Source organism: Bradyrhizobium sp. CCBAU 51765 (assembly GCF_015291725.1).
Classification (GTDB): domain Bacteria; phylum Pseudomonadota; class Alphaproteobacteria; order Rhizobiales; family Xanthobacteraceae; genus Bradyrhizobium; species Bradyrhizobium liaoningense.
Window position 1 is genome coordinate 7,977,167 of sequence record NZ_CP030038.1, and the last position, 22,894, is coordinate 8,000,060.

At 63.7% G+C, this 22,894-nt stretch carries 15 protein-coding genes; 3 read left to right on the forward strand and 12 right to left on the reverse strand.

Translation table 11 applies throughout. The features are described 5' to 3' along the window. Positions 1-85: 85 nt before the first annotated feature. The 8 genes from XH96_RS37015 to XH96_RS37050 form a co-directional block, all read right to left on the reverse strand. Positions 86-1,747 carry a tannase/feruloyl esterase family alpha/beta hydrolase gene (locus XH96_RS37015; RefSeq protein ID WP_194390193.1) on the reverse strand — a complete coding sequence of 554 codons (1,662 nt, stop codon included), beginning with the start codon at positions 1,745-1,747 and terminating at the stop codon, positions 86-88. 92 nt (positions 1,748-1,839) lie between these two features. After that, positions 1,840-3,294 (reverse strand): GntP family permease, encoded by a 1,455-nt coding sequence (locus XH96_RS37020; RefSeq protein WP_194390194.1) that lies wholly within the window; start codon positions 3,292-3,294, stop codon positions 1,840-1,842. Positions 3,295-3,297: 3 nt separating this feature from the next. Further along, positions 3,298-4,317 carry a patatin-like phospholipase family protein gene (locus XH96_RS37025; RefSeq protein ID WP_194390195.1) on the reverse strand — a complete coding sequence of 340 codons (1,020 nt, stop codon included), beginning with the start codon at positions 4,315-4,317 and terminating at the stop codon, positions 3,298-3,300. 205 nt (positions 4,318-4,522) lie between these two features. Beyond that, a complete protein-coding gene (gene serA / locus XH96_RS37030; protein WP_194390196.1) occupies positions 4,523-5,767 on the reverse strand; it encodes a phosphoglycerate dehydrogenase in 1,245 nt (414 codons plus the stop codon). Positions 5,768-5,892: 125 nt separating this feature from the next. Next, positions 5,893-7,125 carry a rhodanese-like domain-containing protein gene (locus XH96_RS37035; RefSeq protein ID WP_194390197.1) on the reverse strand — a complete coding sequence of 411 codons (1,233 nt, stop codon included), beginning with the start codon at positions 7,123-7,125 and terminating at the stop codon, positions 5,893-5,895. Positions 7,126-7,196: 71 nt separating this feature from the next. Next, a complete protein-coding gene (locus tag XH96_RS37040; RefSeq protein WP_194390198.1) occupies positions 7,197-8,387 on the reverse strand; it encodes a PepSY domain-containing protein in 1,191 nt (396 codons plus the stop codon). A gap of 2 nt (positions 8,388-8,389) precedes the next feature. Further along, positions 8,390-10,720 carry a TonB-dependent siderophore receptor gene (locus XH96_RS37045; RefSeq protein WP_194390199.1) on the reverse strand — a complete coding sequence of 777 codons (2,331 nt, stop codon included), beginning with the start codon at positions 10,718-10,720 and terminating at the stop codon, positions 8,390-8,392. A gap of 212 nt (positions 10,721-10,932) precedes the next feature. Further along, positions 10,933-11,817 carry a dihydrodipicolinate synthase family protein gene (locus tag XH96_RS37050; protein WP_194390200.1) on the reverse strand — a complete coding sequence of 295 codons (885 nt, stop codon included), beginning with the start codon at positions 11,815-11,817 and terminating at the stop codon, positions 10,933-10,935. A gap of 165 nt (positions 11,818-11,982) precedes the next feature. Here XH96_RS37050 and XH96_RS37055 point away from each other — a divergent pair, with 165 nt between their 5' ends. Beyond that, positions 11,983-13,395, forward strand: a complete 1,413-nt coding sequence (locus XH96_RS37055) for an FAD-binding oxidoreductase (protein ID WP_194390201.1) — start codon at positions 11,983-11,985, stop codon at positions 13,393-13,395. 7 nt (positions 13,396-13,402) lie between these two features. Further along, positions 13,403-14,068 (forward strand): GntR family transcriptional regulator, encoded by a 666-nt coding sequence (locus XH96_RS37060; protein ID WP_194390202.1) that lies wholly within the window; start codon positions 13,403-13,405, stop codon positions 14,066-14,068. A 6-nt stretch (positions 14,069-14,074) separates the two neighbouring features. Here the strand turns inward: XH96_RS37060 and XH96_RS37065 are convergent, their stop codons facing one another. Continuing rightward, positions 14,075-14,422, reverse strand: coding sequence for a hypothetical protein (locus XH96_RS37065; RefSeq protein WP_194394426.1), 348 nt, complete (start codon positions 14,420-14,422; stop codon positions 14,075-14,077). Positions 14,423-14,573: 151 nt separating this feature from the next. Here XH96_RS37065 and XH96_RS37070 point away from each other — a divergent pair, with 151 nt between their 5' ends. Next, entirely contained in the window at positions 14,574-16,595 is a 2,022-nt protein-coding gene (locus XH96_RS37070; RefSeq protein ID WP_194390203.1) for a YgiQ family radical SAM protein, read from the forward strand. Positions 16,596-16,610: 15 nt separating this feature from the next. Here the strand turns inward: XH96_RS37070 and XH96_RS37075 are convergent, their stop codons facing one another. The 3 genes from XH96_RS37075 to XH96_RS37085 form a co-directional block, all read right to left on the reverse strand. Beyond that, positions 16,611-16,904 carry a DUF718 domain-containing protein gene (locus XH96_RS37075; RefSeq protein ID WP_194390204.1) on the reverse strand — a complete coding sequence of 98 codons (294 nt, stop codon included), beginning with the start codon at positions 16,902-16,904 and terminating at the stop codon, positions 16,611-16,613. 1,213 nt (positions 16,905-18,117) lie between these two features. After that, positions 18,118-21,099 (reverse strand): tetratricopeptide repeat-containing protein, encoded by a 2,982-nt coding sequence (locus XH96_RS37080; protein ID WP_194390205.1) that lies wholly within the window; start codon positions 21,097-21,099, stop codon positions 18,118-18,120. Positions 21,100-21,369: 270 nt separating this feature from the next. After that, a complete protein-coding gene (locus tag XH96_RS37085; protein ID WP_194390206.1) occupies positions 21,370-22,692 on the reverse strand; it encodes a TIR domain-containing protein in 1,323 nt (440 codons plus the stop codon). Positions 22,693-22,894: the final 202 nt, after the last annotated feature.

Here is a 22,894-nt window from a genome sequence, read left to right on the forward strand (position 1 = left end):
CGGGCATCCACGTCAGCCGTGCGGCGTGACAAGAGCGCGCCGGCCGCAGCGAGACCGGCCATGACGCGGCGGTGAGATCCATGCCTCACGGCGTACAGGTGAAGCTCGATGCCTCCGTCACCGCACCCACCTTGTAGTGCGGCCAGGCCGGCCAGCGGCACAGCGGCAGCGCGCGCAGCGTCGCGAACGACGGTGCCTCGACCTTCTGCTCGCGGACCTCGAGATCGCCGGGCGCCTTGCCGTTCTCGACCCAGTCGACCAGCACGCTCAGCATGTCGACATTGGCCGGCGCGCCGGAGCCGACATGGTCGACACCAGGCGCGGTGTAGAGCCGCGCGAATTCCGCCGTCTCGGCCTTGCCCATCTTGCGTTCGACGCTCTCGAAATAGCGGATGCCGGCATAGGGGCTCTGCGCATAGTCGGCCATGTGCTCGAGCATGATCAGACGGCCGCCGCGCATCCGGAAGCGGCCGAGGTCGGGATCGGTCGAATCCATCAGCTTCGAGACCTCGAGCAGCCGCGCCTTGTGGTGCTCCACGTTGTAGGTGGTGACATCGAGTTTCGGATCGCGCGCGAAGACATATTGAATGCCGCCGGCTCCGTAGATCCAGGCGATACCGTTGTTGGGCGCAGGCGGCTGCGCCGGCGGCGCGGTGCCGAGCCACCACGCGACCCAGCCGCCGGTCGGCCCGATCGCCGGCGTGTCCTCGCCCGACACGCCCCAGCCCGGATAGTCATCGAGACCATTGGCGAGCGCGAACGGGAATTTGTAGGTCGCGTGCAGCGTGTTGATCGCCTTGATCTGCGCATCGGTGAGACACTGATCGCCGCTCTGGCCCGCCGCGCAGCGCAGCGTCTCAACCTTGAATGCCGCCTTGCAGGCGACCGGATCCTGCACCAGCGCATCGTCGGAGCCGTCGGCCTTGTCGCAGGCCGCCCGCACGGCATCGCCGACCAGCTTCACCTGCGCCGGATTGATCCAGCCCTCCCCCATGGTCACCAGGCCCGAGCGCGTTCCGGCATGCTGCAGGCCGACCCAGTTGATGACGGGCACGCGGGCGAAGATGCCGTCGAAATCATCGGGGTAGCGCTGCGCCATGGTCAGGCCTTCGCGGCCGCCTTCGGACGAGCCCATGAAGTACATCTTGTCCGGCTTCCTGCCGTAGGCGCGCTGCATCAAGGCCACGGCCGCGTCGCGCACCTTCTTGTAGGCGCGATGGGCGAAGTTCTCGAAGGCCTCGTCGTTCAGCGCAAACAACTGCGGCGCCTCGCCCGGCCTGGATTCGTGGCCGGAGTCGGTGCCGTAGGTGACGAAGCCGCGCGCGAGCGGCGACGGCTTGTCGAAGGGATAGGCCGGCGGCAGTGCAAGGCCGGTGATCAGCACGCCGTTGAAACCGCCGCCGCCATATTGCAGCGAGCGCCCATTCCATTCGACGGGAAGGTTGACCTGGAATTTGATCGGCGGCGCCTTGGGGTCGGTGGGATCGATATGGCCGAGCACCTTGCAGAAGGCAGGATTGGCGGGCGTGATGCGCCCTGACGGCGTCGGGCCGCGCTCGGCAACAGCGAGAGTCGATGGCGACTGAAACGTCGCGGCATCGATCTTCACGGCATCGGTGCCGCCGACCAGCCCCTTGCAGACCGTCTCGGCATCCTCCGCCAGCGTCGCCGCCAACGCACCACTCGCGCTCATTGCGGCCGCAGCGCCGACGAGCCATGCACACAGTCTCGCTCTGTTTCGCTTCATCGTTTCCACCCGGCTTGTTCTGTTGCGTTCGGAAGTTGGCCGCATTCAATGCAACCTTCGCCCGTCCGTCAATCGCTGACGCCGGCTTTCCGTCAGAACGAGCCCAGCGCAGTGCCCAGGGCGATCACCGCCGCCAGCGCCAACAGCGAGCTCACGATGCCCACCATGACGATGTCGAAATAGCTGTCACGATGTGTCAGGCCGCAGATCGCGAGCAAGCTGACCACTGCGCCGTTGTGCGGCAGGATGTCGAGGGTACCCGCACCGATCACCGCCACGCGATGCATCAACGCAAGGTCGATGCCGGTCCGCGCGGCAAGCTCGACGTAGGTCGGGCCGAGGGCGTCGAGGGCGATGGTCAGGCCGCCCGATGCCGACCCTGTCAGGGCGGCCAGGATGTTGGTTGCGACGGCGAGCGAGACCAGCGGTCCCCCTTCGATCGCCAGCACCCAGTCGCGCACGATCGTGAACGCCGGCAGCGAGGCCACGACGGCGCCGAAGCCGACGAGGCTGGCGACGCTGAACGCAGGCAGGACCGACGCATTGGCCCCGGCGTCCATGGTCCGGCGCAGCGCCGGCAGGCGCGCCCAGTTCAGCGCGATGGTCGTGACGATGGCGGCAGCCAGCGCCACCGCGACCGACCACACGCCTGCAACGGCTGCAAGCGTCGTCTCACCAAAGCGTTGCTCGGCGAGATAGCTGACATCGAGCCGCGGCAGCACCACCAGCGACATCACCAGATTGACGGTCACGACGACGACGAGCGGCGCCATGGCGTTCAGCACGGGCGATGGCCGCTCGCTGCGATGACCGTGCTGTAGCTCCGCCGGATCGAACTCGCGGGCAGTCGTCGCGCGCTCGCGCACGAACTCGTCGGCAGCGGCCTGCTCGATCGTGCCCTCGGCATCGTCGCCATAGCCTTCTCCAGCGCGGCGCGCCGCAGCTTCAGCGCGATGCAGCCACCACAATCCGGTGCCGAGCATGATGAGCGAGGCGACGATGCCGAGGCCCGGCGCGGCAAACGGCGTCGTGCCGAAGAACGGCATCGGGATCGCATTCTGGATCGACGGCGTGCCAGGCAGGGCCGACATGGTGAACGTCGACGTTCCCAGCACGATCGCGGCCGGGATCAGACGACGCGGAATCGAAGCGGCACGAAACAGCGAGCGTGCCATGGGAACGATGACGAAGAACGCAACGAACAGGCTGACACCGCCATAGGTGACCAGCGCGCCGGCGAGCACGACCGCCAGGATCACGCGCCGTTCGCCGAGGCGCTCCGCCATGAAGCCGGCGACCGACGTCACCGCGCCACTGTCATCCATCAGCTTGCCGAAGACGGCGCCAAGCAGAAAGATCGGGAAGAACTGCGCCAGAAATCCCGCCGCGTTCACCATGAACACCTGGGTCAGGTTCGCGAGCAGCGGCTCACCGCCGAACAACGCGGCAATGAGTGCGGCGAACGGCGCGAGCAGCAGGACGCTCCAGCCGCGGAATGCGAACAGGACGAGCAGGCCGAGCCCGACGAGGAGGCCGAGGAGACCCATGCCTCAGCACTCCGACAGCAGGACATCGAAATCTGCGGTCGAACGACGGCCGATCTCCGCGCCGTGCTCGGCGAGGAAGTCGTCCGCGGCCGTGCGTCCCTCGGCGCGCAGCATCGAGACGAACTCCCACTCCGCGTTGAGCTTCGAGGAAGCCCCGAACTTCGCCAGCATGTCGCTCTTGATCCGGTGTGTGCGCATCTTCGCCCAGCGCGCGCCCTCGCCGCTGCCCGGATCGGCCGCCTGGCGCAGCAGCGCGATCATGCGCAGCTCCTTCATCAGCGGCGAGTTGAATGAGATTTCGTTGAGCCGGTTGAGAATCTCCGCAGCCGTCCGCGGTTCCTCCAGCCGCTCGGTCGGATTGATCTGGACGAGAATGGTGTCGTGCGCGTCGCTCTCCCGAACCAGCGGCGTGATCGTCGGGTTGCCGGCAAAGCCGCCGTCCCAATAGGGCTCGCCGTCGATCTCGATCGCGCGGAACATGGTCGGCAGGCAGGCCGATGCCAGCAGCACATCCGCCGTGATCTCCGCGTTGCGGAAGATGCGGCCGCGCCCGGTGCGCACCCGAGTCGCGGTGATGAACAGCTGGATCGGCGAGCGCGCGAGGCGTTCGAAATCGATACTCTCGGCCAGCACCGCGCGCAGCGGATTGTAGCCGGTCGGATTGAGGTCGTAGGGCGACAGCACGCGCGACATCAAATCGGTGAGGATGTAGAAGGGCGACGTATCGAGGGTCCAGCGCCCCATCAAGCGGTCGAGCGGAGAGCGTTGTAGCGGGCTGAAGGCCGCAGCCTTCGAGACACGGCGCCAGTATCGGTCGAGCGCCTCTCGCGCGCCCTCGGCGCCGCCGGCTGTCCAGCCGTCCGCCAGAACCGCCGCATTCATCGCGCCTGCGGAGGTTCCGGAGATTGCGGCGATCTCCAGCCATTTCTCCTCCAGAAGACGGTCGAGCACGCCCCAGGAAAAGGCGCCGTGCGAACCGCCGCCCTGAAGCGCAAGATCAATCAGTACGGCGTCCCGTTCCATGGCGGACACTCACGCAACTGAAGCTCAAATTCGACGCGATTTTTGACCGGGCCGAATTCGACGACAGTGTGGGAGCAGTTGCTACAAGTTGCAACCGGAACGTGGGGTAGTCTGGAGCTATTTCCGTTCTGATGCGATCGGAACGGAAATGGCTCTAGATTCTGGTTGGCGCGCTTTCTTCATGTCCACTTCGCTCGAAAACGCTTTAGTGCTCGAACACCAGCCGCGCGCCGATGGTGCCGTCAAGGGCGCGGATCTGCTGGAGCAGTTCGCCGGAATCCTGGCCGCCGAGATCGGCGTCGAGCACGACATAGCCGAGGTCGCCGGCGGTCTCCAGATATTGCGCGGCGATGTTGATGTCGCGCTGGAGGAAGACCTCGTTCAGCCGCCGCAGCATGCCCGGCACGTTGCGATGGACGTGGCTGAAGCGCGCGCCGGAGGGGCGAAGATGCAATTGCACTTCCGGGAAATTCACCGCGCCCATGGTCGAGCCGGTGATGAAATAGTCGACCAGCTTGCGCGCCACCTCGCCGCCGATGCGCTCCTGGGCCTCTTCGGTCGAACCACCGATATGCGGGGTGAGGATGACGTTCTCGAGGCCCTGAATAGGACTCTTGAAGCGATCGGAGTTCGAGGACGGCTCGACCGGAAACACGTCGACGGCCGCGCCGGCAAGGTGACCATCGCGCAGGGCGCCGGCGAGCGCGTCGAGATCGACCACGGTGCCGCGGCTGTTGTTGATCAGGAACGAGCCTGATTTCATCGCCCGCAGCTCCTTTTCGCCGATCATGCCCGCGGTCTCCGGCGTCTCCGGCACGTGCAGGCTGACGACGTCACTCTGCGCCAGCAGCTCTTCGAGCTTCTCGACCGGCTCGGTGTTGCCGTGACGGAGCTTGTCGGTGCGGTCGAAGTAGATCACGCGCATGCCCATGGCTTCGGCCAGCGTCGAGAGCTGCGAGCCGATATTGCCGTAGCCGACGATGCCCAGCGTGCGGCCGCGCACCTCGCGGCTGCCGGTCGCCGACTTGTCCCAGCCGCCCTGATGGGCCGACACCGAGCGCGGAAAGATCCGCCGCAGCAACATCACGATCTCGCCGATCACGAGCTCGGCGACGCTGCGCGTATTGGAGAACGGGGCATTGAACACGGGAATGCCACGCTTGCGCGCAGCCAGGAGATCGACCTGGTTGGTGCCGACGCTGAAGCAGCCGACGGCGAGAAGCTGGTCCGATGCCGCGAGCACCTCATCGGTGATCTGGGTCCGCGAGCGGATACCGAGCAGCGATACGCCCTTGATCGCCCGCCGCAAATCCTCGCCGTCCAGCGCCTTGGTCAGCCGCTCGACATTGGTGAAACCCGCACTCCTGAACAGGTCCACGGCACTGTCATTGACGCCTTCGAGCAGCAGCGCCTTGGCGCTTCGCTCGGGGCTTTGGCCTGGGGCTGACATGAAATCTCCGTAAGTCACAGCTTTGCCGCAGCTCATAGACCGTGGAGGATGTGCAGCACAATAGGGGTCGGATACGGGGAGAAGATGGCGAGGCGATGGGTGGACCTGGCATCCCACCAGCTCCGTCAAATCACAAAAAACCCATGCGTGCCGTCGCGGCGGAGCTGCTCGACGAGGCCGTATTCCCAGTCGAGATAGGCCTGCATCGCAGCTTCGGCCACATCAGTGCCTTCATAGGGCCGGCGGTAGCGGTGTGCCGGATCCGGCTTCGGCAGGACGTGCGGCCGTCCGACGTCGAGCGCACCGTCATAGCCGCCCTCGAGCACATAGACTTCCCAGCCCATCTGCGCCAGCCAGGACGCCGTCATGTCGGCGCGGATGTTCTTGTCGTCCGTCAGGAGAATGCGCGCGCCGCGCACGGGCGCGGCCATGTCGGTTTCCTGGACGAGTTGGCCGCCAGGATAGTGGCGGAAGCCGGGAAGATGGCCGGCCGCATAGTCCTCGGCGTCGCGCACGTCGAAACGATAGAGCGTGCGATTGGTCTGCGCGGCCAGCGCCGACATCTCGTTCGCACCGATATGGCGAACACCGGCGCGATAGGCGACGTCGCGGGCATTGGCGGGGCCGTCCTCGAACGGGCCGATCGCGCCGCGCCTGTCGGCGCCGCGATCGAGCGTATGCCGCGCCAGCGTCCAGCCGATCGTGCCATTGCGCAGTGCGCGCACCTTGTTCGGCACGCCGGCATTGATGAGCGACTGCGTGCCGATGATGGAGCGGGTGCGGCCGGCGCAGTTGACGATGATGGTGGTTTCAGGATCGGGCGCGGCCTGCCCGGCCCGCAGCACCAGCTCGGCGCCGGGCACGCTCACCGAACCCGGGATGTTCATGGTCGCATATTCGTCGAAACGGCGGACGTCGAGGATGGCGATGTTGGCTTTGTCGGCGATGAGCTTTGCCACCTCGTCGGCGCTGAGCGAGGGCGTGTGGCGGCGCGACTCGACCAGCTCACCGAACGCCTTTGAATAGGAATTGACGTCCTCGAACACCTCAAAACCCGCCGCGCGCCAGGCCGACAGCCCGCCGTCGAGTGCGCTGACATTGCTGTAGCCGAGTACAGCCAGACGCGCGGCGCCGGGCGCGACCAGCCCCTCCCCGTCATCATAGAGCACGATCGCCACGTCCTTGCGCGGCAGCCTGACCTCGGCCTCGACCGTGATCCGATCCACGGCCATGTTGGCGGCGAACAGCGGATGACCGGTGGCGAAGGCCGCCTCGTATCGGAGATCGAGCAGCGCAATTTCTTCGCGCAGAAGCAGGGCGCGGCGGATATCGGCGGGGCTGACGGTGGGAATCTTCATGGCATGGACCCTGGGAAGGACAGGCCATGGGCTTTTGAACGATTGAGAGCGCGTTGGCTAGCCTTCTCGGCTCACTCGCCCGGAACGAGTTGCCCGAGCGGCGGCTGCGCCGGGCGGCGCAGCTTGCGGCGCGACAGATAGAGCAGGATTCCCGTCACCGAGAACAAGGGCATCAAGACGGCGGCCATCATGAACGCGAGCTTGCCGGGCCATCCCAGGATCGCGCCGCGATGGACGTCGTAGATGGCCGCGATGATCTTCTCGCCGAAGGTCTTGTCGGCATAGCGCTCGGCGGAGACCAGCCGGCCGGTGACGGCATCAATGCGGAATTCATCGCGCGTGGTCTCGAGCAAGGACGCCTTCCCCCACGACCGGATGCGGATCGTCGTGCCCTGCGCCGGCAGCGTCAGCAACGCCTTGGAGAAGCGGTCGCCCTCCTCGCGCTGGAACGTCGTCCAAGCCTGATCGAATCCGATCGGCGGCGCCGGCTCGGAGCTGGCCGTACGCGGCGGCTTCGCCGGCATCTTAGGCTGCATCTTCCCGGCGGCGGCGTGCGGACGTGCGAGCAGCCAGGTCACGCCGTCCTTGTACCATTCGAAGGAGAAATACAGCCCGGTGAGCGTCATCGCCAGATAGATCGGCAGGACCCAGGTGCCGATCACGGCATGCAACGACCGGTGCAGTCCGCGGCCGCTGAGCCCGAGATTTGGCTTCAGCCACATCTTCACGCTGCCGGCCCGGCGCGGCCAGCGCAGCACGAGGCCCGAGACCAGCATGACGATCAGGCCGAATGCGATCGTGCCGGTGATCGGGCGTCCCCAGCCCTTGCCGTCGCCGGGAATGAGCAGCCAACGGTGCAGCCTGCGCACCGTTGCGAAGAACGCCTCGCCGCGCGGCGAGCCCAGCACGCGCGCATCGTAAGGATCGACAAAGAGCGAGGCCGGCCGACCACCGCTTTCGTCCCGCGCGAAGCGGACATGGGCCGCTGCCGCAGGATCGCTCGACAGCGTGACGGCCGAGACCTTGCCGACGTCCTGCGCCGCCTGCAGCCGCGCGACCAGCGCATCCGGCATCAGCGCCGGGATTTGCCGCGGTGCGACCTGCATGATCCCGGCGCTGAGTTGGTCGACGATCTCGTCCTCAAAACTCATGATCGCACCGGTCAGCGCGATCAGGGCGAGCACCAGCGCGAGCACGAGTCCGGCGATGGAATGGACCTGGAACAGGACGGCCTTGACCGTATGCCCGATCCGCACCGTCATCGCTAGAACTTCACCGTTGCCGACAGCGACACCCGTCGCGCATCGCCGATGGCGACGCCCAGATTGTTCTGGGCGGAGGTGTAGTAGACGGTGTCGAACAGGTTCTTGACGTTGAGCTGATAGATGACCGGCAGTGTCTGGTGCTTCGTCTCATACGTCGCGAAGACATCGGCGACGACATAGGACGGCAGCACGAACGTGTTCAACGCATCGCCGGGCCGGTCGCCGACATAGCGGGCGCCGCCGCCGAGCCTGAGCTGGCCGGGAAGCGCTGTGCCAAAATCGTAGACCAGATAGAGCGAGGCTGTGTTCATGGCCACGTTCTGCAACTGCTTGCCGGCATATATCGGATCCTCGGTCACCCGCGCATCGGTGTAACCATAGCTTCCGATCATGCTCCAGTTGTCGGATAGGCGGCCGGTGACGTCGAGTTCGACGCCGCGCGAGCGCGCCTTGCCGGCCGCGGTGTACACGTTGAGACCGGTTGCGGTGTTGAGCTGGCTGACCAGAATGTTCTGCTTCTCGATATCGTAAACCGCGAGCGTACCCGAGAGGCGCTTGTCGAGATCGAACTTCAGACCGGCTTCGTACTGCGTGCCTTCCTCGGGCGCGATGTTCGATCCGAGCACGACGCCGCCGCCGTTGCTGAGCGGAGCAATGGTCGAGTTCGGCTTCAGCGACTGGGTGTAGCTCGCATAGAGCGAAAGCTGGTCGGTGAGCTTGAGGATTGCGCCGCCGAGCGGCAGCACTGCGTCGGCGGACACGTTGGTGTTGGTGATGAAGGGCTTTCCGCGGCCGGCCAGCTGATCGTAATCCATGTAGCGCACCCCGCCGACCAGCGCGAAACGCTCAGTCAGATGCAGCGTGTCCTGGAAGAACAGCGACCACTGGCCGAGCTTGTCGGTCTGGGCGCTGTCGCTATTCGAAACCGTCGTGCCCGGCCCGATCAGGCCGTACACGGGGTCGTAGACATTGAAGGATGGAGCCGTCTGCCGGATTAGCTTGTCGCGGTAGATGGTACGATACTGGCCGTCGCCGCCGAACAGCACCTCGTTGCGCATGTCGCCGAGCCAGAACCCGCCCGATATATAGGACGTCCCATAGCTCGAATTGCTCAGCGAACCCTGCGTGCCGTCATTGCTGCGCGTCTCGACGCCGGTCTTCGCGTTGACGCCGGTGATGCGGAGCTGGTTCGCGCTGAAAGTCTCGGTGTTGTAGCTGTAGCCGGCAAAGAGCTTCCAGTCCTGGTTGATGCGATGTTCGACCGAGGCCTGGATCAGGTCGGACGTCCCCCACATGTTGTTGTAGGGCTCGTCGAGCCTGCGCGTCTTCGGGATCGCCAGTGGCGCACCGTTGATGAACGCCGTGCCGCGGTCAAACGGATAAATGAACTCGCGGTGCTCATAGGTGAGCTGGACCGTCGTGTCCTTTCCGTACCATGCCAGTGACGGCGCAACCAGCATCTCGCGGTGCCGGCCGAAGTTGCGCCAGTAATCCTCACTGACGCCATATCCGATGAAGCGATAGGCAAGACCCTGATCGCCGATCGGGCCGGTGACGTCGAGCGTGCCGTCGGCGCCGCTGCGATTGTTCGCGTAAGTCGAGCCGAGCAGCGTGACCGAGCCATGCTGGTAAAGCTCGGGGCGCTTGCTGATGGTGTTGACGATGCCGCCGGGATCCATGATGCCGTAGAGCAGCGAGGCCGGGCCCTTCAGCACCTCGACGCTCTCGACCGCGGCATTGAGGCTGCGGCCCTGCACCAGCGGCATGCCGTTGCGCATGATCGAGCCGTCGCGATTGTCGCCAAAGCCGCGGCGGATCACGGCGTCCTGGGTGCCGGCCAGGGTGTTGGTCTGGGTGATGCCCGAGATGTTGACGAGCGCATCGTCGATGTTGCGCGGCAGCTGATCCTTCAACACCTGCTCCGGCACGATGTTGACGGCCTGCGAGGTGTCGAGCGGCGAGGCGCCGCTGCGCAGCGTGGTCGCGCTCGGCATCGCGCGGTAGCCGAGCTTTGCGGCTTGCTGTGCGGCGGCTTCCGCAGCGGCGCGCTCCGAGAGCGTCGGCACCGCAGGAGCGGACGTGGCAGTGCGACTGCGCTGGCGCGCGGCGGCTTGCGGGCGGCGTGAAGACTGGTCCGATGCCCGCGCCGGCTTCGGCCGCTGCGCCGGCGCTTCCACCGTCACCGGCGGCAGTGCCGATTGCGCCTGCGCGGTCATCATGTTCGAGGGACATTCAGCGAGCAGCACGGCCGCTCCGATGAGAAGACGGGCACGGCTCTTGCCGGCACGAGTTTTATGGCCGCTGTCGCGGCCATCCGGATGAGCACGCACGTTCGATTCACTTCCAAGTCAGACACTGCATTGAAGCTGGCGCGTCTAACAGGCATGGAGCGCGAGCGGAACCGTAGGCGGGCTTGAATCGCTCTAGTATTGAATGGTTCTAAGAAGGGGTCGGCGCTGAACGGCAATCTCTAATGGCCGTCTCGCCGAGCGCGGCACGCAGCACGCGAATTCGCGGCGGCGCGTCGCGATCTTGCGCGGGCTCACGCGATGGCAGGCGCCATCAACGCGTCGAGCTTCCGCTTGAGCGCGGTGCCGTCGGACAACGCGCGAAGCGGGGGGCGCACGCGCAGCCAGCCTGTATCGCCTGTCTGCGCCGCGAGGATGGCCTTCAACGTCGCGACCAGGGACGGCGTCTTCACCACAACGTCCGCCACTGCCTGCATGCGCGCCTCGACATCCTTGCCGTCAAGCATGCCCTTGACCAGCTCCGGCACGATATTGGCCATGCCGCAAATGGTGCCGGCGCCGCCCGCGGCGACCGCGCGGGCGATGTCGGGCTCATTGCCGACGGTGATGGCGAGCTCGGGCGCGGCCGCGCGGAATGCCTGGAACTGCTTGAAGTCGCCGCTGGAGTCTTTCAAGCCGGCGACCTGCTTGCCGTAGCGCTTGCGCAAGTTCGCGGCGACCGTCGTCGGGATCGCGACGCCCGACACCTGCGGGATGTGATAGAGCGAGGCACGCAGCCGTTCGTCGGCAACACCATCGATGATCGCGGCAAAGGCATCCTCGATGCCCTCGGGCGTGACGTTGCGGTCGAAATAGGGCGGCAGCAGCAGCACGTGGCGCAGGCCGAGGCCGAGCACGGCGCGCGTCAGCGCGATGCTGTCGGTGATGGCGGGGAAGCCGCCGCCGATTCCGATGCGTTCCGGCGCTATGCCGGCCTTGAGCATGGCTTCGATCGTCGCGACGCGTTCGCCGGCATTGAACGAGGTGCCTTCGCCGGTGGTGCCGAACAGGACGACGCCGTCGACGCCCTTGCCGAAGAGTTGCCTGGCGTGGGCGGCGAGCCGGGCGTGATCCACGTTGCCATCGGCCGCCAGCGGCGTCGCCGACGCCACCCAGAACCCGCGAATTGCCTCCGTCATCACACCGCCCTTTGCTGCCGCCCCGAACTAAGCCGCTGATCTCCAACGATCTTCCGCGCTTACCGGGATCCTGTTTTTGCTTTACTTTCCACCTTGTACCTTACATACAAGAAGGATGCAAATCCCGGCGCCATGAGCGCAGCGGAAATATTGAGGAGGTCTCGCATGGACATGGTGACCCCCGCCGGACAGCGCGACCAGCTGCTCGGCGCGTTGCGCGACAGGCTCGGCGCGGCCGCGGTGCTGACCGGCAGCGAGGTGCCCGCCCGCAATTGCAACGACTGGAGCGCGAGCCTGCCGCAGACGCCGCTTGCGGTGATCCGGCCGCTCGATGCGCAGGGCGTGGCCGATGCGATTGCGACCTGCCGGCAGGCGCGGCTTCCCTTCGTGCCGCAGGGCGGCTTGACCGGGCTGTGCCGCGGCGCCTCGCCCGAAGCCGGCTGGGTGGCGATCTCGCTGGAGCGCATGACCGGCATCGAGGAGATCGACCCTGCCTCCGCGACGATGACGGTGAAGGCGGGCACGCCGCTGGAGACGATCCAGAAGGCTGCGGACGAAGCCGGCTTCTTCTTTCCGCTCGATCTCGGCTCGCGCGGCTCCTGTGCCATCGGCGGCAATCTCTCGACCAATGCCGGCGGCAACCGCGTCATCCGCTACGGCATGACGCGGGAGCTGGTACTTGGCCTCGAGGTCGTTTTGCCCGACGGCACCATCATCACCAGCCTCAACAAGCTGATGAAGAACAATGCCGGCTACGATCTGAAGCATCTCTTCATCGGCTCGGAAGGCACGCTCGGCATCATCACCCGCGTGGTGCTCAAGCTGTTTCCCAAGCCGCGCTCGACGATGGCGGCGCTCTGCGCGCTGAAGGATTATGCCGCGGTGGTCGCGCTGCTGGATGCGGCGCGCGGCGGGCTCGGTCCGCTGCTGTCGGCGTTCGAGGTGATGTGGCCGGACTATTGGGACGTGATCACGAATCGCGCCGGCGTGAAGCCGCCGGTCGCGGCAGGTCACGGCCTTTACGTGCTGGTCGAGGCGCAAGGCACCGACGAGAGCCTGGACGCACCGCGCTTTCAAAACTGGCTCGAGGAGCTGATGGAACGCGGGCTGCTCGCCGACGCCGCGGTGGCGCAGTCGCTGGCGCAGACGCAGTCCTTCTGGCGCGTGCGCGACATCTGCGCCGAGTTCGGCCAGGTGCTGGGACCGCACATCTCCTACGACATCGGCCTTGCGGTGGCGCGGATGGACGAGTTCGTCACGCGCTGCAAGGCCGCGCTGGCCTCCGGCATCAAGGGCTGCGAGAGCGTCTATTACGGCCATATCGGCGACGGCAACCTGCATCTCGTCTCCTGGGTCGCCGGCCTCTCGGTCGCGCAGCAGCCGAAGGAGGAGATGGACGCGATCATCTACGGTCTCGTCCGCGACATGGGCGGCAGCGTCTCCGCCGAGCACGGCATCGGCACGCTGAAGAAGCAGTGGCTGGGTCATGCCAGGAGCGAGGCCGAGATCGCGCTGATGCGGACGCTGAAGGCTGCGCTCGATCCCGAACAATTGCTCAATCCCGGCAAGGTGATCTGAGCGCGCCATGCGATCGCTCAGGCTCGATACGCCGAAATCGCTGTCGCAGCGGGTGATGCTGCGGCTGCGCCAGGCGATCATCGAAGGCGAGTTCGCGCTTGGAGCGGCCATCTCCGAGGAGATGGTGGCGAATTCCTTCGGCGTCAGCCGCACGCCGGTGCGCGAGGCGATGGGCCAGTTGCAGGCGCAAGGCCTCGTCGTGATCCGGCCGCAGGTCGGCAGCTTCGTGTTCACGCCGAGCGCCGAGGACATCGATGCGCTCTGCACCTTCCGCATCGCGCTGGAGCCCAAGGCGGCCGAGCTTGCCTTCCGCCACGATCGCGACGGTGCGATTGCGGCCATGAGCGCGGCCATCGCGGCGATGGAGCCGGCGGTCACGGCGAAGGACAACATCGCCTATGGCCGCGCCGACGCCGCCTTCCACGAGGCGCTGTTCGCCCATTGCGGCAACCGCTACCTCGCCGAATCCTACCAGCTCGTCTCCGGCCGCGTCGCCGCGCTCCGCACCAATCTGACCTCGCCGATCGACGTGCGCACCCGCACGTCGTTCGACGAGCATCGCAAGCTGCTCGATTTCTTCGCACGCGGCGACTTCGCCGCCTTCGACGGCCTGATGACGACGCACATCACCAATTCGGGAATCGTCTACGCAAAAGCGCTGAAAGTGGATTGAGCGTGTCTACCGGCCTTCCTTCGCTTCCGGCCTGTCCAGAAAATCCAGCGCGGTGTTGATCTGCTCGAGCTGGTGCTCGATTCTATCGCGGTCCTCGACCGACGGCGCCTTCTCGAGCTGTTCGACGAGCTTCTGCTTCCGCAACAGCAAGTTCTCTATGACCGTGCTCACAAATCCCCCATCGCCAGAGGCGACGTCAGCGGACGCCTGAATGATGCGGACGGGCGCGACGCAGGCCCGCGCCGAACCCTCAACAGAATGTTCGCAGGCGCGGTTGGTTCCTATGGCCGAGATTCGATCGGCGCCGTCGCGAGGATGGAACCTCCGGTTAGCGCATCGCGACGCCAGAACCATGGATTCCGCCCTCGAAAGCGAGGCGAGGATGGCAAGGGCTCGATCGATCGGTGTGTGGGACCGCGCCACGGTCCCGCACGGCATCACAATCGGCGGTGGCAGCACATCGATCGGTTGAATTCGCCGGTCCGGAGTCCTATGCGTAGGCGCCATGGACACCCAGATAATCACCGCCGAAAAGCCGCTGATGGCCCGGGCGCAACCGCGCAAGCCGGCACCGTTCCTGCCCATGAGCCGCGCCGAGATGGATGCGCTCGGCTGGGACGCCTGCGACATCGTGCTGGTGACCGGGGACGCCTATGTCGACCATCCGAGCTTCGGCATGGCGATCATCGGCCGGCTGCTGGAGGCGCAAGGCTTTCGGGTCGGCATCATCGCGCAACCGGACTGGCACTCGGCCGAGCCGTTCAGGGCGCTAGGCAAGCCAAAGGTGTTCTTCGGTGTCACCGGCGGCAACATGGACTCCATGGTGAACCGCTACACCGCGGACCGCCGCATCCGCAGCGACGATGCCTATACGGCGGGCGGCGAAGGCGGCAGGCGGCCGGACCGCTGCACCATCGTTTACGCGCAGCGCTGCCGCGAGGCGTTCAAGGACGTACCGATCGTGCTCGGCGGCATCGAGGCGTCGCTGCGCCGGATCGCGCATTACGACTACTGGTCCGACAAGGTGCGCCGCTCGGTGCTGGCCGACGCCAAGGCGGACTTGCTGCTCTACGGCAACGCCGAGCGCGCCGTCGTCGAGGTGGCGCAGCGGCTCGCCGCCGGCGAAGCGCCGCGCGAGCTCGACGACATCAGGGGCGTCGCGCTGTTCCGCAAGGTCCCTGCCGATTACACGGAGCTGCACGCCGACGATCTCGATTCCGCCGACGAAGGCGCATCGCGCCAACGCGGACCGACCGTGATCCGCCTGCCGGCGCTGGAGCAGGTCGAGCACGACAAGGAAGCCTATGCGCGCGCCTCGCGCGTGCTGCACCGGGAGAGCAACCCCGGCAATGCGCGGCCGCTGGTGCAGCGTCATGGCGACCGCGATCTCTGGCTGAACCCGCCGCCGATCCCGCTGACCAGCGAGGAGATGGACGCGGTCTACGACCTTCCTTACGCGCGCGCCCCGCATCCGTCCTATGGCGATGCCAAGATCCCGGCCTGGGACATGATCAAGTTCTCGGTCACGATCATGCGCGGCTGCTTCGGCGGCTGCACCTTCTGCTCGATCACCGAGCATGAGGGCCGCATCATCCAGAACCGCTCGGAAGGCTCGATCCTGCGCGAGATCGAGAAGATCCGCGACAAGACGCCGGGCTTCACCGGCGTCATCTCCGACATCGGCGGCCCCACCGCCAACATGTATCGGATGGCGTGCAAGGACCCGAAGGTCGAGGCGGCGTGCCGGCGGCCGTCCTGCGTCTTCCCCGAGATCTGCCCGAACCTCAACACCTCGCATGACGACCTGATCCGGCTCTATCGCAAGGTGCGCGAGACCAAGGGCATCAAGAAGGTGATGGTCGCCTCGGGCGTGCGCTACGACCTCGCGGTCGAGAGCCCCGAATACATCAAGGAGCTCGTCACCCATCACGTCGGCGGCTATCTGAAGATCGCGCCTGAACATACCGAGCGCGGACCGCTCGACAAGATGATGAAGCCGGGCATCGGCGCCTACGACAAGTTCAAGCGGATGTTCGACGCCGCGGCCGAGCAGGCCGGCAAGAAATATTACCTGATCCCCTATTTCATCGCGGCGCATCCGGGCACGACCGACGAGGACATGATGAACCTCGCGCTCTGGCTGAAGAAGAACCGCTATCGCGCCGACCAGGTGCAGACCTTCCTGCCCTCGCCGATGGCGACCGCGACCGCGATGTATCACACCGGCGTCAACCCGCTGCGGGGCGTACGCCGCGGCGGCAGCGACAAGGTCGAGGCGATCAAGGGCCTGCGCCAGCGCCGCCTGCACAAGGCCTTCCTGCGCTACCACGACCCCGACAACTGGCCGGTGCTGCGCGAGGCCCTGATCGAGATGGGCCGCCGCGACCTGATCGGCTCGCAGCCGCACCAGCTCGTCCCGGCGCACCAGCCGCCCGGCACCGGCAAGGCCGCCGGCACCAGGCGTCCGCTGCGGCCGGGCGGCAAGACGCAGCGGTTCACGACCAAGGGTCTGCGGGTGATGAAGTAGCGGGCGCCGCGCCTGCTAGATGCTGAGCACGACCGCCCCCGACACGGCATCGGTGACGCCGCGGCCGTTGCCCTGGTCCTCGAGCACAGACCTGAAACTGTCGAGGGTCTTGATCATCGCCGATCGTGCCGCGACCAGCGCGTCCTGACTGGACCAGGTGCCGATGAGGCAGAAGGTCTGCTCGCCGGTCTTGATGATGACGCCATGCTCCAGGCCCGGCCATTTGGCCTTCCCGTCCCGGTGCGCGTCGAGGAAGGCGGCTTCCGCGCCGGGCTTCACCCTGAACTTCACCACATTGTAAACCTGCATGATGGCCCTCCGAAAAATGGATGAATGAAAACGGGCGCCGCGCGAGGTCAGGACGAAACGTCCGCGGGTCGCCCCGACTGATTGTTGTCTCCGCGTGCGGCGGCGTCACCGTGACAAATCGGCATGGCGACACCGGTCGTTTCGGTCCGCTGAAACAAAAACGCGAAAACAACCCCATGCACAGTAGCCGGCCCTCGTGGGATCAATGGCTTAGCGGCATTGCCGAGACGATTGACCCGTCGGGCAGAAATCCGTTGCTGCGTCGGGCAAAACAGGAGCAGAATGCCAGCATCGGAAGGATCGGGATCGGGAGCCCCTTCCGTTGCTCAGTACTGGCGTCGTCGAGCTCGCGACCGCGTCCCGCGCACAATCCGTTCGGCGGCTCGTGGGGCTGCAGGCGGCGGTGCTCCTGATCGCTTGATCACCGGCAGCTCAGCAAGGGCCTGCGATACCCGCTGCGCGCTTTGCCCTGGCCGCACCGGGCTTAAGGTGCCCGGCTTGTGGCCCATCTGCGACGTTGCGTGGGGTCTGACGGAGGTCCGCTCGTCGCGGCAGCGCGGACCAGATTTGCTAAACTTAAGTTCTTCGCGTTTTGACCCAATGCGGCCCCTAACCCGCGCTTGGTTGGCGCGCCAAAGGGCTGCAATGAGGACTAAGCCGACAAGCGGTTGAAAAGCCTCGATGAAATCGATGCTGGTTTATGAGCAGGCAAGGAGTTGGCTGTGGACGTCAATCACGCCGGTCAGACGATTCGATCTTCGACGCGGCACCTACCAGTGTAGTATTGTGCTGTTCTGGAGGCTCAAAACAAAGCCGAGAAGATCAAATCCAAGGTGAGTGACTGTCTCGATCTCGCGCGATCGACCAATCTGCTCGACATAGATATGCGCGTTCTAAGTCCGCGCTAGCGTGACTCATGCCGCATAAATTTCCCCGAGACACATCGAGTTTCCCCACTTAAATCTAAGGTCTCAGCTGGTTGCGGGCAGCCGGGCCATCAGGCTCCCCAGCGATCGAGGGAGTCTCGCACGCATTATCTGTCGCCCCAGTTGGCTCTAGTGTTTCGGCTCCAGATGACGCACTCGCGTGCCGCACCCAGCGGCGAGCCATACGAAATTTGTTCGGCGTAACGTTTGACTCGTGACAGAAGAAGATAAAGTTTCCCTCGAATGTGACATCACCTCATCCCCGGTGTGGCGCATGACGAACGAGTTTACTGCAGTTGATTGAACCGGCCCATACTCAGGAAAATGCGATCAATCACCCTAAGGTGAAATTGCGCGGGAATCCAGAGAACGAGGCTTAGAAGTCCAATTGAGATTCGGCCCACATGTTCGCGAACCAATGGTGATGCCAGGGGAATAACAAGAATAGCCAGCGCAAATATTATCCACCCATTCACCGTAACAGTTACTCGGGGCGGGCCACCATCATAGATAAGCCACGCGGCTGTCACCACAATTCCAGTAGCGGCAAGAAGCAAGGTCATCAGGGGTAGAACACGGGACTGCGACCAAATTCGGAACATTCGGCTACCGGCATTTCTCAGCAGACGCAATAAGCGTCTATAGCTTGTATCCGAGGTTCTGGAATCTCGCAGCACCGACTCGATGGCCAGAAAGTCCCATTCGACACTTTCTTGCGTGTGCGTCGGCAGAACTTGAATTTGAGGTAAGTAGTGCTCGGTCATGCGATAGCCGCTTGCCATCAAGGCGTACGCCTCGACTTCGGAGAAGCTGTCAAGGTCTGTGCGAATTCCTGCAAGAAGTTCCTGAACCTCCTTCCGGACGCCGTATTCCGTGAACGGCTCGTTTGTCTGGTTCGAATCGTCACGCGGCTCTTCGCATCCCACCCAGTCGACCGGCACGACGTCGAGATCCTTCTTTAGGTGGATGAACATCGCGCCTTTGAGTAGCCCGCCCTTTTGCATGGTGTTTAAGCGGGCATATTGTTCCTGCCGCACGCGTTCCATGAGAATCGAATTGCTCCGCGTCAGCGGCGCCAGAGTACCCCCGCCAGGATCTGGCTCAAGCGCGGTTTGCCCTGAGGCGTCGCTCACTAGAACAACGCTGCAGCCTTGTTCGAAGAGGCTTGCGATCCCCTGGTTGTCATGCACACCGCCGTCGACGTGTCTCAATATGAGCGGCTCGGCCCTTCTACCTCTTTCTTCCAGACGGTATAGCCCATCGATTCTAATTGGCTCGAATAAACCGGGCACGCAGGCAGAAGCCACCACAGCCTGAGCTAGACGGGTCTCCCGGTGCTCCAGTGGCGCGTCACCATGGTACATTCTTCGGAGCCGGTTCGTGCCGTCCGCATTGGGATCGATTGCCCAAGGAGACTCACCCATAAAGCTCGTTGTGTATTGCCAAGCATGTCCCGTGTTGAGCGTCGTGGCATTAAGGATTAGCACCGGAACTTTCGTCTGACGGCGCCAATTGTGAATCTTCGGTTCGAAATCCTCTTCCCCTCCTAAAGGGTGGATTCTCAAATCTCTAAGAAGCAACGGACTCTTCGGTTTCCGCTCACTCGTAGCGTTCGTCCACACTCTCGCAAACAGTTCGGTCTCCAGGAGCTCTCCCAGCCGAACAGTTCGCGTGTAGGCGCGGTTAACGATCGAACGCAGAAGAGGAAGCGGGTTGGCAAACACACGCATCCGTATATTTGTCTGCACGCCAGCAAGAAAATCCGCAGCTACGCGCTGAACTAGCTCAATGTAGGCCTCGCGTAGTTCGACCTCGTTCAGTTTCTCGAGTTCATTAGTCTCCATTGCCTCCCGAAGTTGGAGGTAGTAGTAGGCGCCGATGATTGAGCCACCAGAAACACACGAAAGTACCTCGACACGGCGTAGAACATCGAGCTCGGCCAGTTTTGCAAGCACCCCGATATGAAAGAGCGAAGCACGAAAGCCCCCACCAGAAAGGGCAAGGCCGATCTTTCCAATGAACGCGCTTTCGCGTGCGGCGGCGGAGCCAACGAAAGCGTCAAGTGCTTTAGCAGCTTTCGCTACCACGGGCTCATTTGGTGATGGTATGCCTTGGTTTTGGAGCTGACAGAGCGTCGCAAGCTGTGTGGCAGTACTCCGGAATTCCCAGTCAGGGATGCTAGGGAGGGCTTTGGCCTCCAAGAGCCAGCTCTCGGCCTCGTCGTATCTGCCTAGTCCAAACAGCGCATCAGAAACCGTGACTAGATACCACCAGTTTTTGTTAAGCATGGGGTCTATGGTGCATAACGGCAACAGTTTCGCAACTACTGCCTCTCGTATCGCCCTTGCCTCCATTCGGCGTCCGTCGACTGACGGCATCCCTTCAGCAATCTCTATGTCGGCAAGTTGGTCCAAAACGAATGCGGCGTTGATCGCGCTATAGCCGTAATCTTTCTCCGGACCAAGATCGAAGCCACGACGGTAGTAGTGATAGGAACGTTCCAGTTGGTCCTTTTGGCCGGTGGCCTGCCAGCAGCGCTTGTAAATGGCGCCCAGAATACCGAGAGTCTCCTGATCAGAGGTATTCGCGATATCCAAGGCTCCTTTGAGGATAGCAAGCGATTGATCGAGGGCCTTTAACACGGGCAAATCAGGATCTTTGTAAGTGCACAGCGCGTGCTGCTGGGCAAACCAAGCACGAAGAGTAGCTTCAGGGGTTAGTCCTTCACGAACCCTCGCAAGGACTTTCCGTGCCGCGCCGAACCTGTCCTCATTCTTTAGGCGGATCACCAGGTCCTTCACTCGATCGGGCGGGAGCTCATGGCCTCGCAGGTAGTCCTGTGCTTCGTTGACCGAAGAGCGCGTCAGGATTACCCGACCTTCAAAGCCGACCTCGGCGGCTAATTTACGGAACTGAGCGGTTGCATCTCTCCCGGATCTGGCGGACCCCTCCCAGACAACTGCGGCGACGAGCCGATGCAGAGCGCCCCCTTGTGCAAGTTTCTTAGCCTCGGTTATGACCGCTTTGTTTACCGCGGCGTAGGCGTCATCATCATTGGGATAATTGTCAGAGAGCACAACAAGATCTCCTGCTGCTTGAGCAGCTGAGACGAGATGGTCAAACACTCGGCCCCAATCCCCCGGTCGATCGATCACTGAGGTTTCTCGAAATCGTTCCAGCGGAGCCGGCACGATGATGCGCCGACGTAGGCCGAGACGCTCCGCCTCCTCGAGCGCAAGGAGGTCAGCGCCGCAGGCTGCGGAGCTCACGAGGGCAACTGCGTGTTCGCTGGCGAACAGCTCGGCAAGCCGTCGCCGGACAACTGGGATGCTTTCAAGCGGAAAGCGAGAGAGATTGGTATCCGCGCCGTCGATCCGTCGTCCGGCGAGCGCTAGTACTGAGGATTTCTTGCGAAATATCGATCTCAGCAACTTCGCACCTTCGATTGGTTTAGATGACAGTCGATTTTTGCGGCGTTACTGCGCCTTTGGTTCTCTGCACAAGCACTACCGGCTTCAACGGATGCGGTTGCACGAGGGCTAGCGGGGCTGCTCTTTCCAGCCGCTGTCCGCCGAAGGGTCGTCCATATATGCATCTTGCACGTTGTCGAAGATCTGGCAGTTCCTTGCCTGTCCGCCCCCTTTCAAGAAGCTGAATGCCACGCACCGTCGGTCGTTGAAGCATAATGCCTGGCAAGCCTTCAGATCGGAGACGTTTTCGGCTGCAATTGGCTGCGCCAAGAAGCGATGCTTGTACACCGTTCTCAGTTGCACTGGCAGCGTCGAACGGTTCGGCAACGCGGAAGGTTTTTTGACTCCGATTGCGGAACGCGGCTCGAGCAGCGAGGTCACGATTGTCTTCTTGAGAAAGCACATTTTGTTCCAGCGATCGAAGCTAAATGCTGCGCACGACGGATTCCCGTCGCACTGCACGGCGCACGCATTAACGTCCGAACTACGGATGCCTACTTGGCCATCAGGCGCCACGATGTCTTGGCCATCGATGTCCTGGTTAACTTGAAGCGTATAGTTGTTGATTCCTCTCCCCCGAGCCTCCTCGTGGTCTGTCATCTTCTGTGCTTCCTTGATGTCTCCGTTCCGCTGACCTTCGACTCTCGCGGCCTCAACCTCCTTGCCGCCTCCGCTCTGCGCATATACGGGGCCATTCTCATCAACGATCGGGCTATCTCGCGGCCCCACGAACTGATATGCAAACACAGCCCCTATTACGATAATTGCGCCACCAATCGCCAGCGACCGTCGGGTGCGCCATTTCGGGAGCGGTGGCGGAGTTGGTGGTGGTCCTGCGGGGGGTGCCTCTTTGGGCGTCGACGGGGACCCGATGAGCCGCGAAATATCGTCAATCAACCTCTGGAACGCCTGGGTAGGCTCCGTCGCATTCCAATCCGACAGGTCCGCTGTCTGAATACTCCGAAATCCGATAGGAGGCTCAACACCTTCGATTAGCACCGGAACGAGTATCCCTCGTTTTTTTGCATCATCCGCCTCTTCCTGCACCCAGCCCGATGCGATTGAGGCCTTGGACCAGATCACGACGACACAGCGCGCCTCCTTAAGTTCTCGTCCGATAATCTCCCGCCATGTCTTGCCGATCGGGATCGTCCTATCCCAAAAGATTGACCAGCCGCGGCCCTCCAGTGCGCGTGCAAGCATCTGGGCCCATGCTCGGTCTTCGTTCGCATAACTGACGAAAACGTCGCTCATATCGACTTCCGATAGATTGGCATCAGCATCGAGATAAAAGCGCAAAAACGAGATCGCCGCTGGTGATCCCAAGGCCTTAAGCAGGAAAGCGGCCTGATTGGTCGCGGAATGCCGCTTAAGTATTGTCCATGTGGGCACTCTGTCAGCTAGTTCCAGACTAACCCCATTTAGAGCAGCCGCCCCGCACAGCCATTGCGCTAAATCAATATCAGCTGGTATTGCACTTTGAGGTTGTTCGACGGGCAGGTCCGGAAGTGGCCCTGAGCTGACCAATCGCGGCATCGTCCGCGATGGCAGTATTCGACCCTGGCTGTGTAAAAACTCAAAAATCGAAACGCAG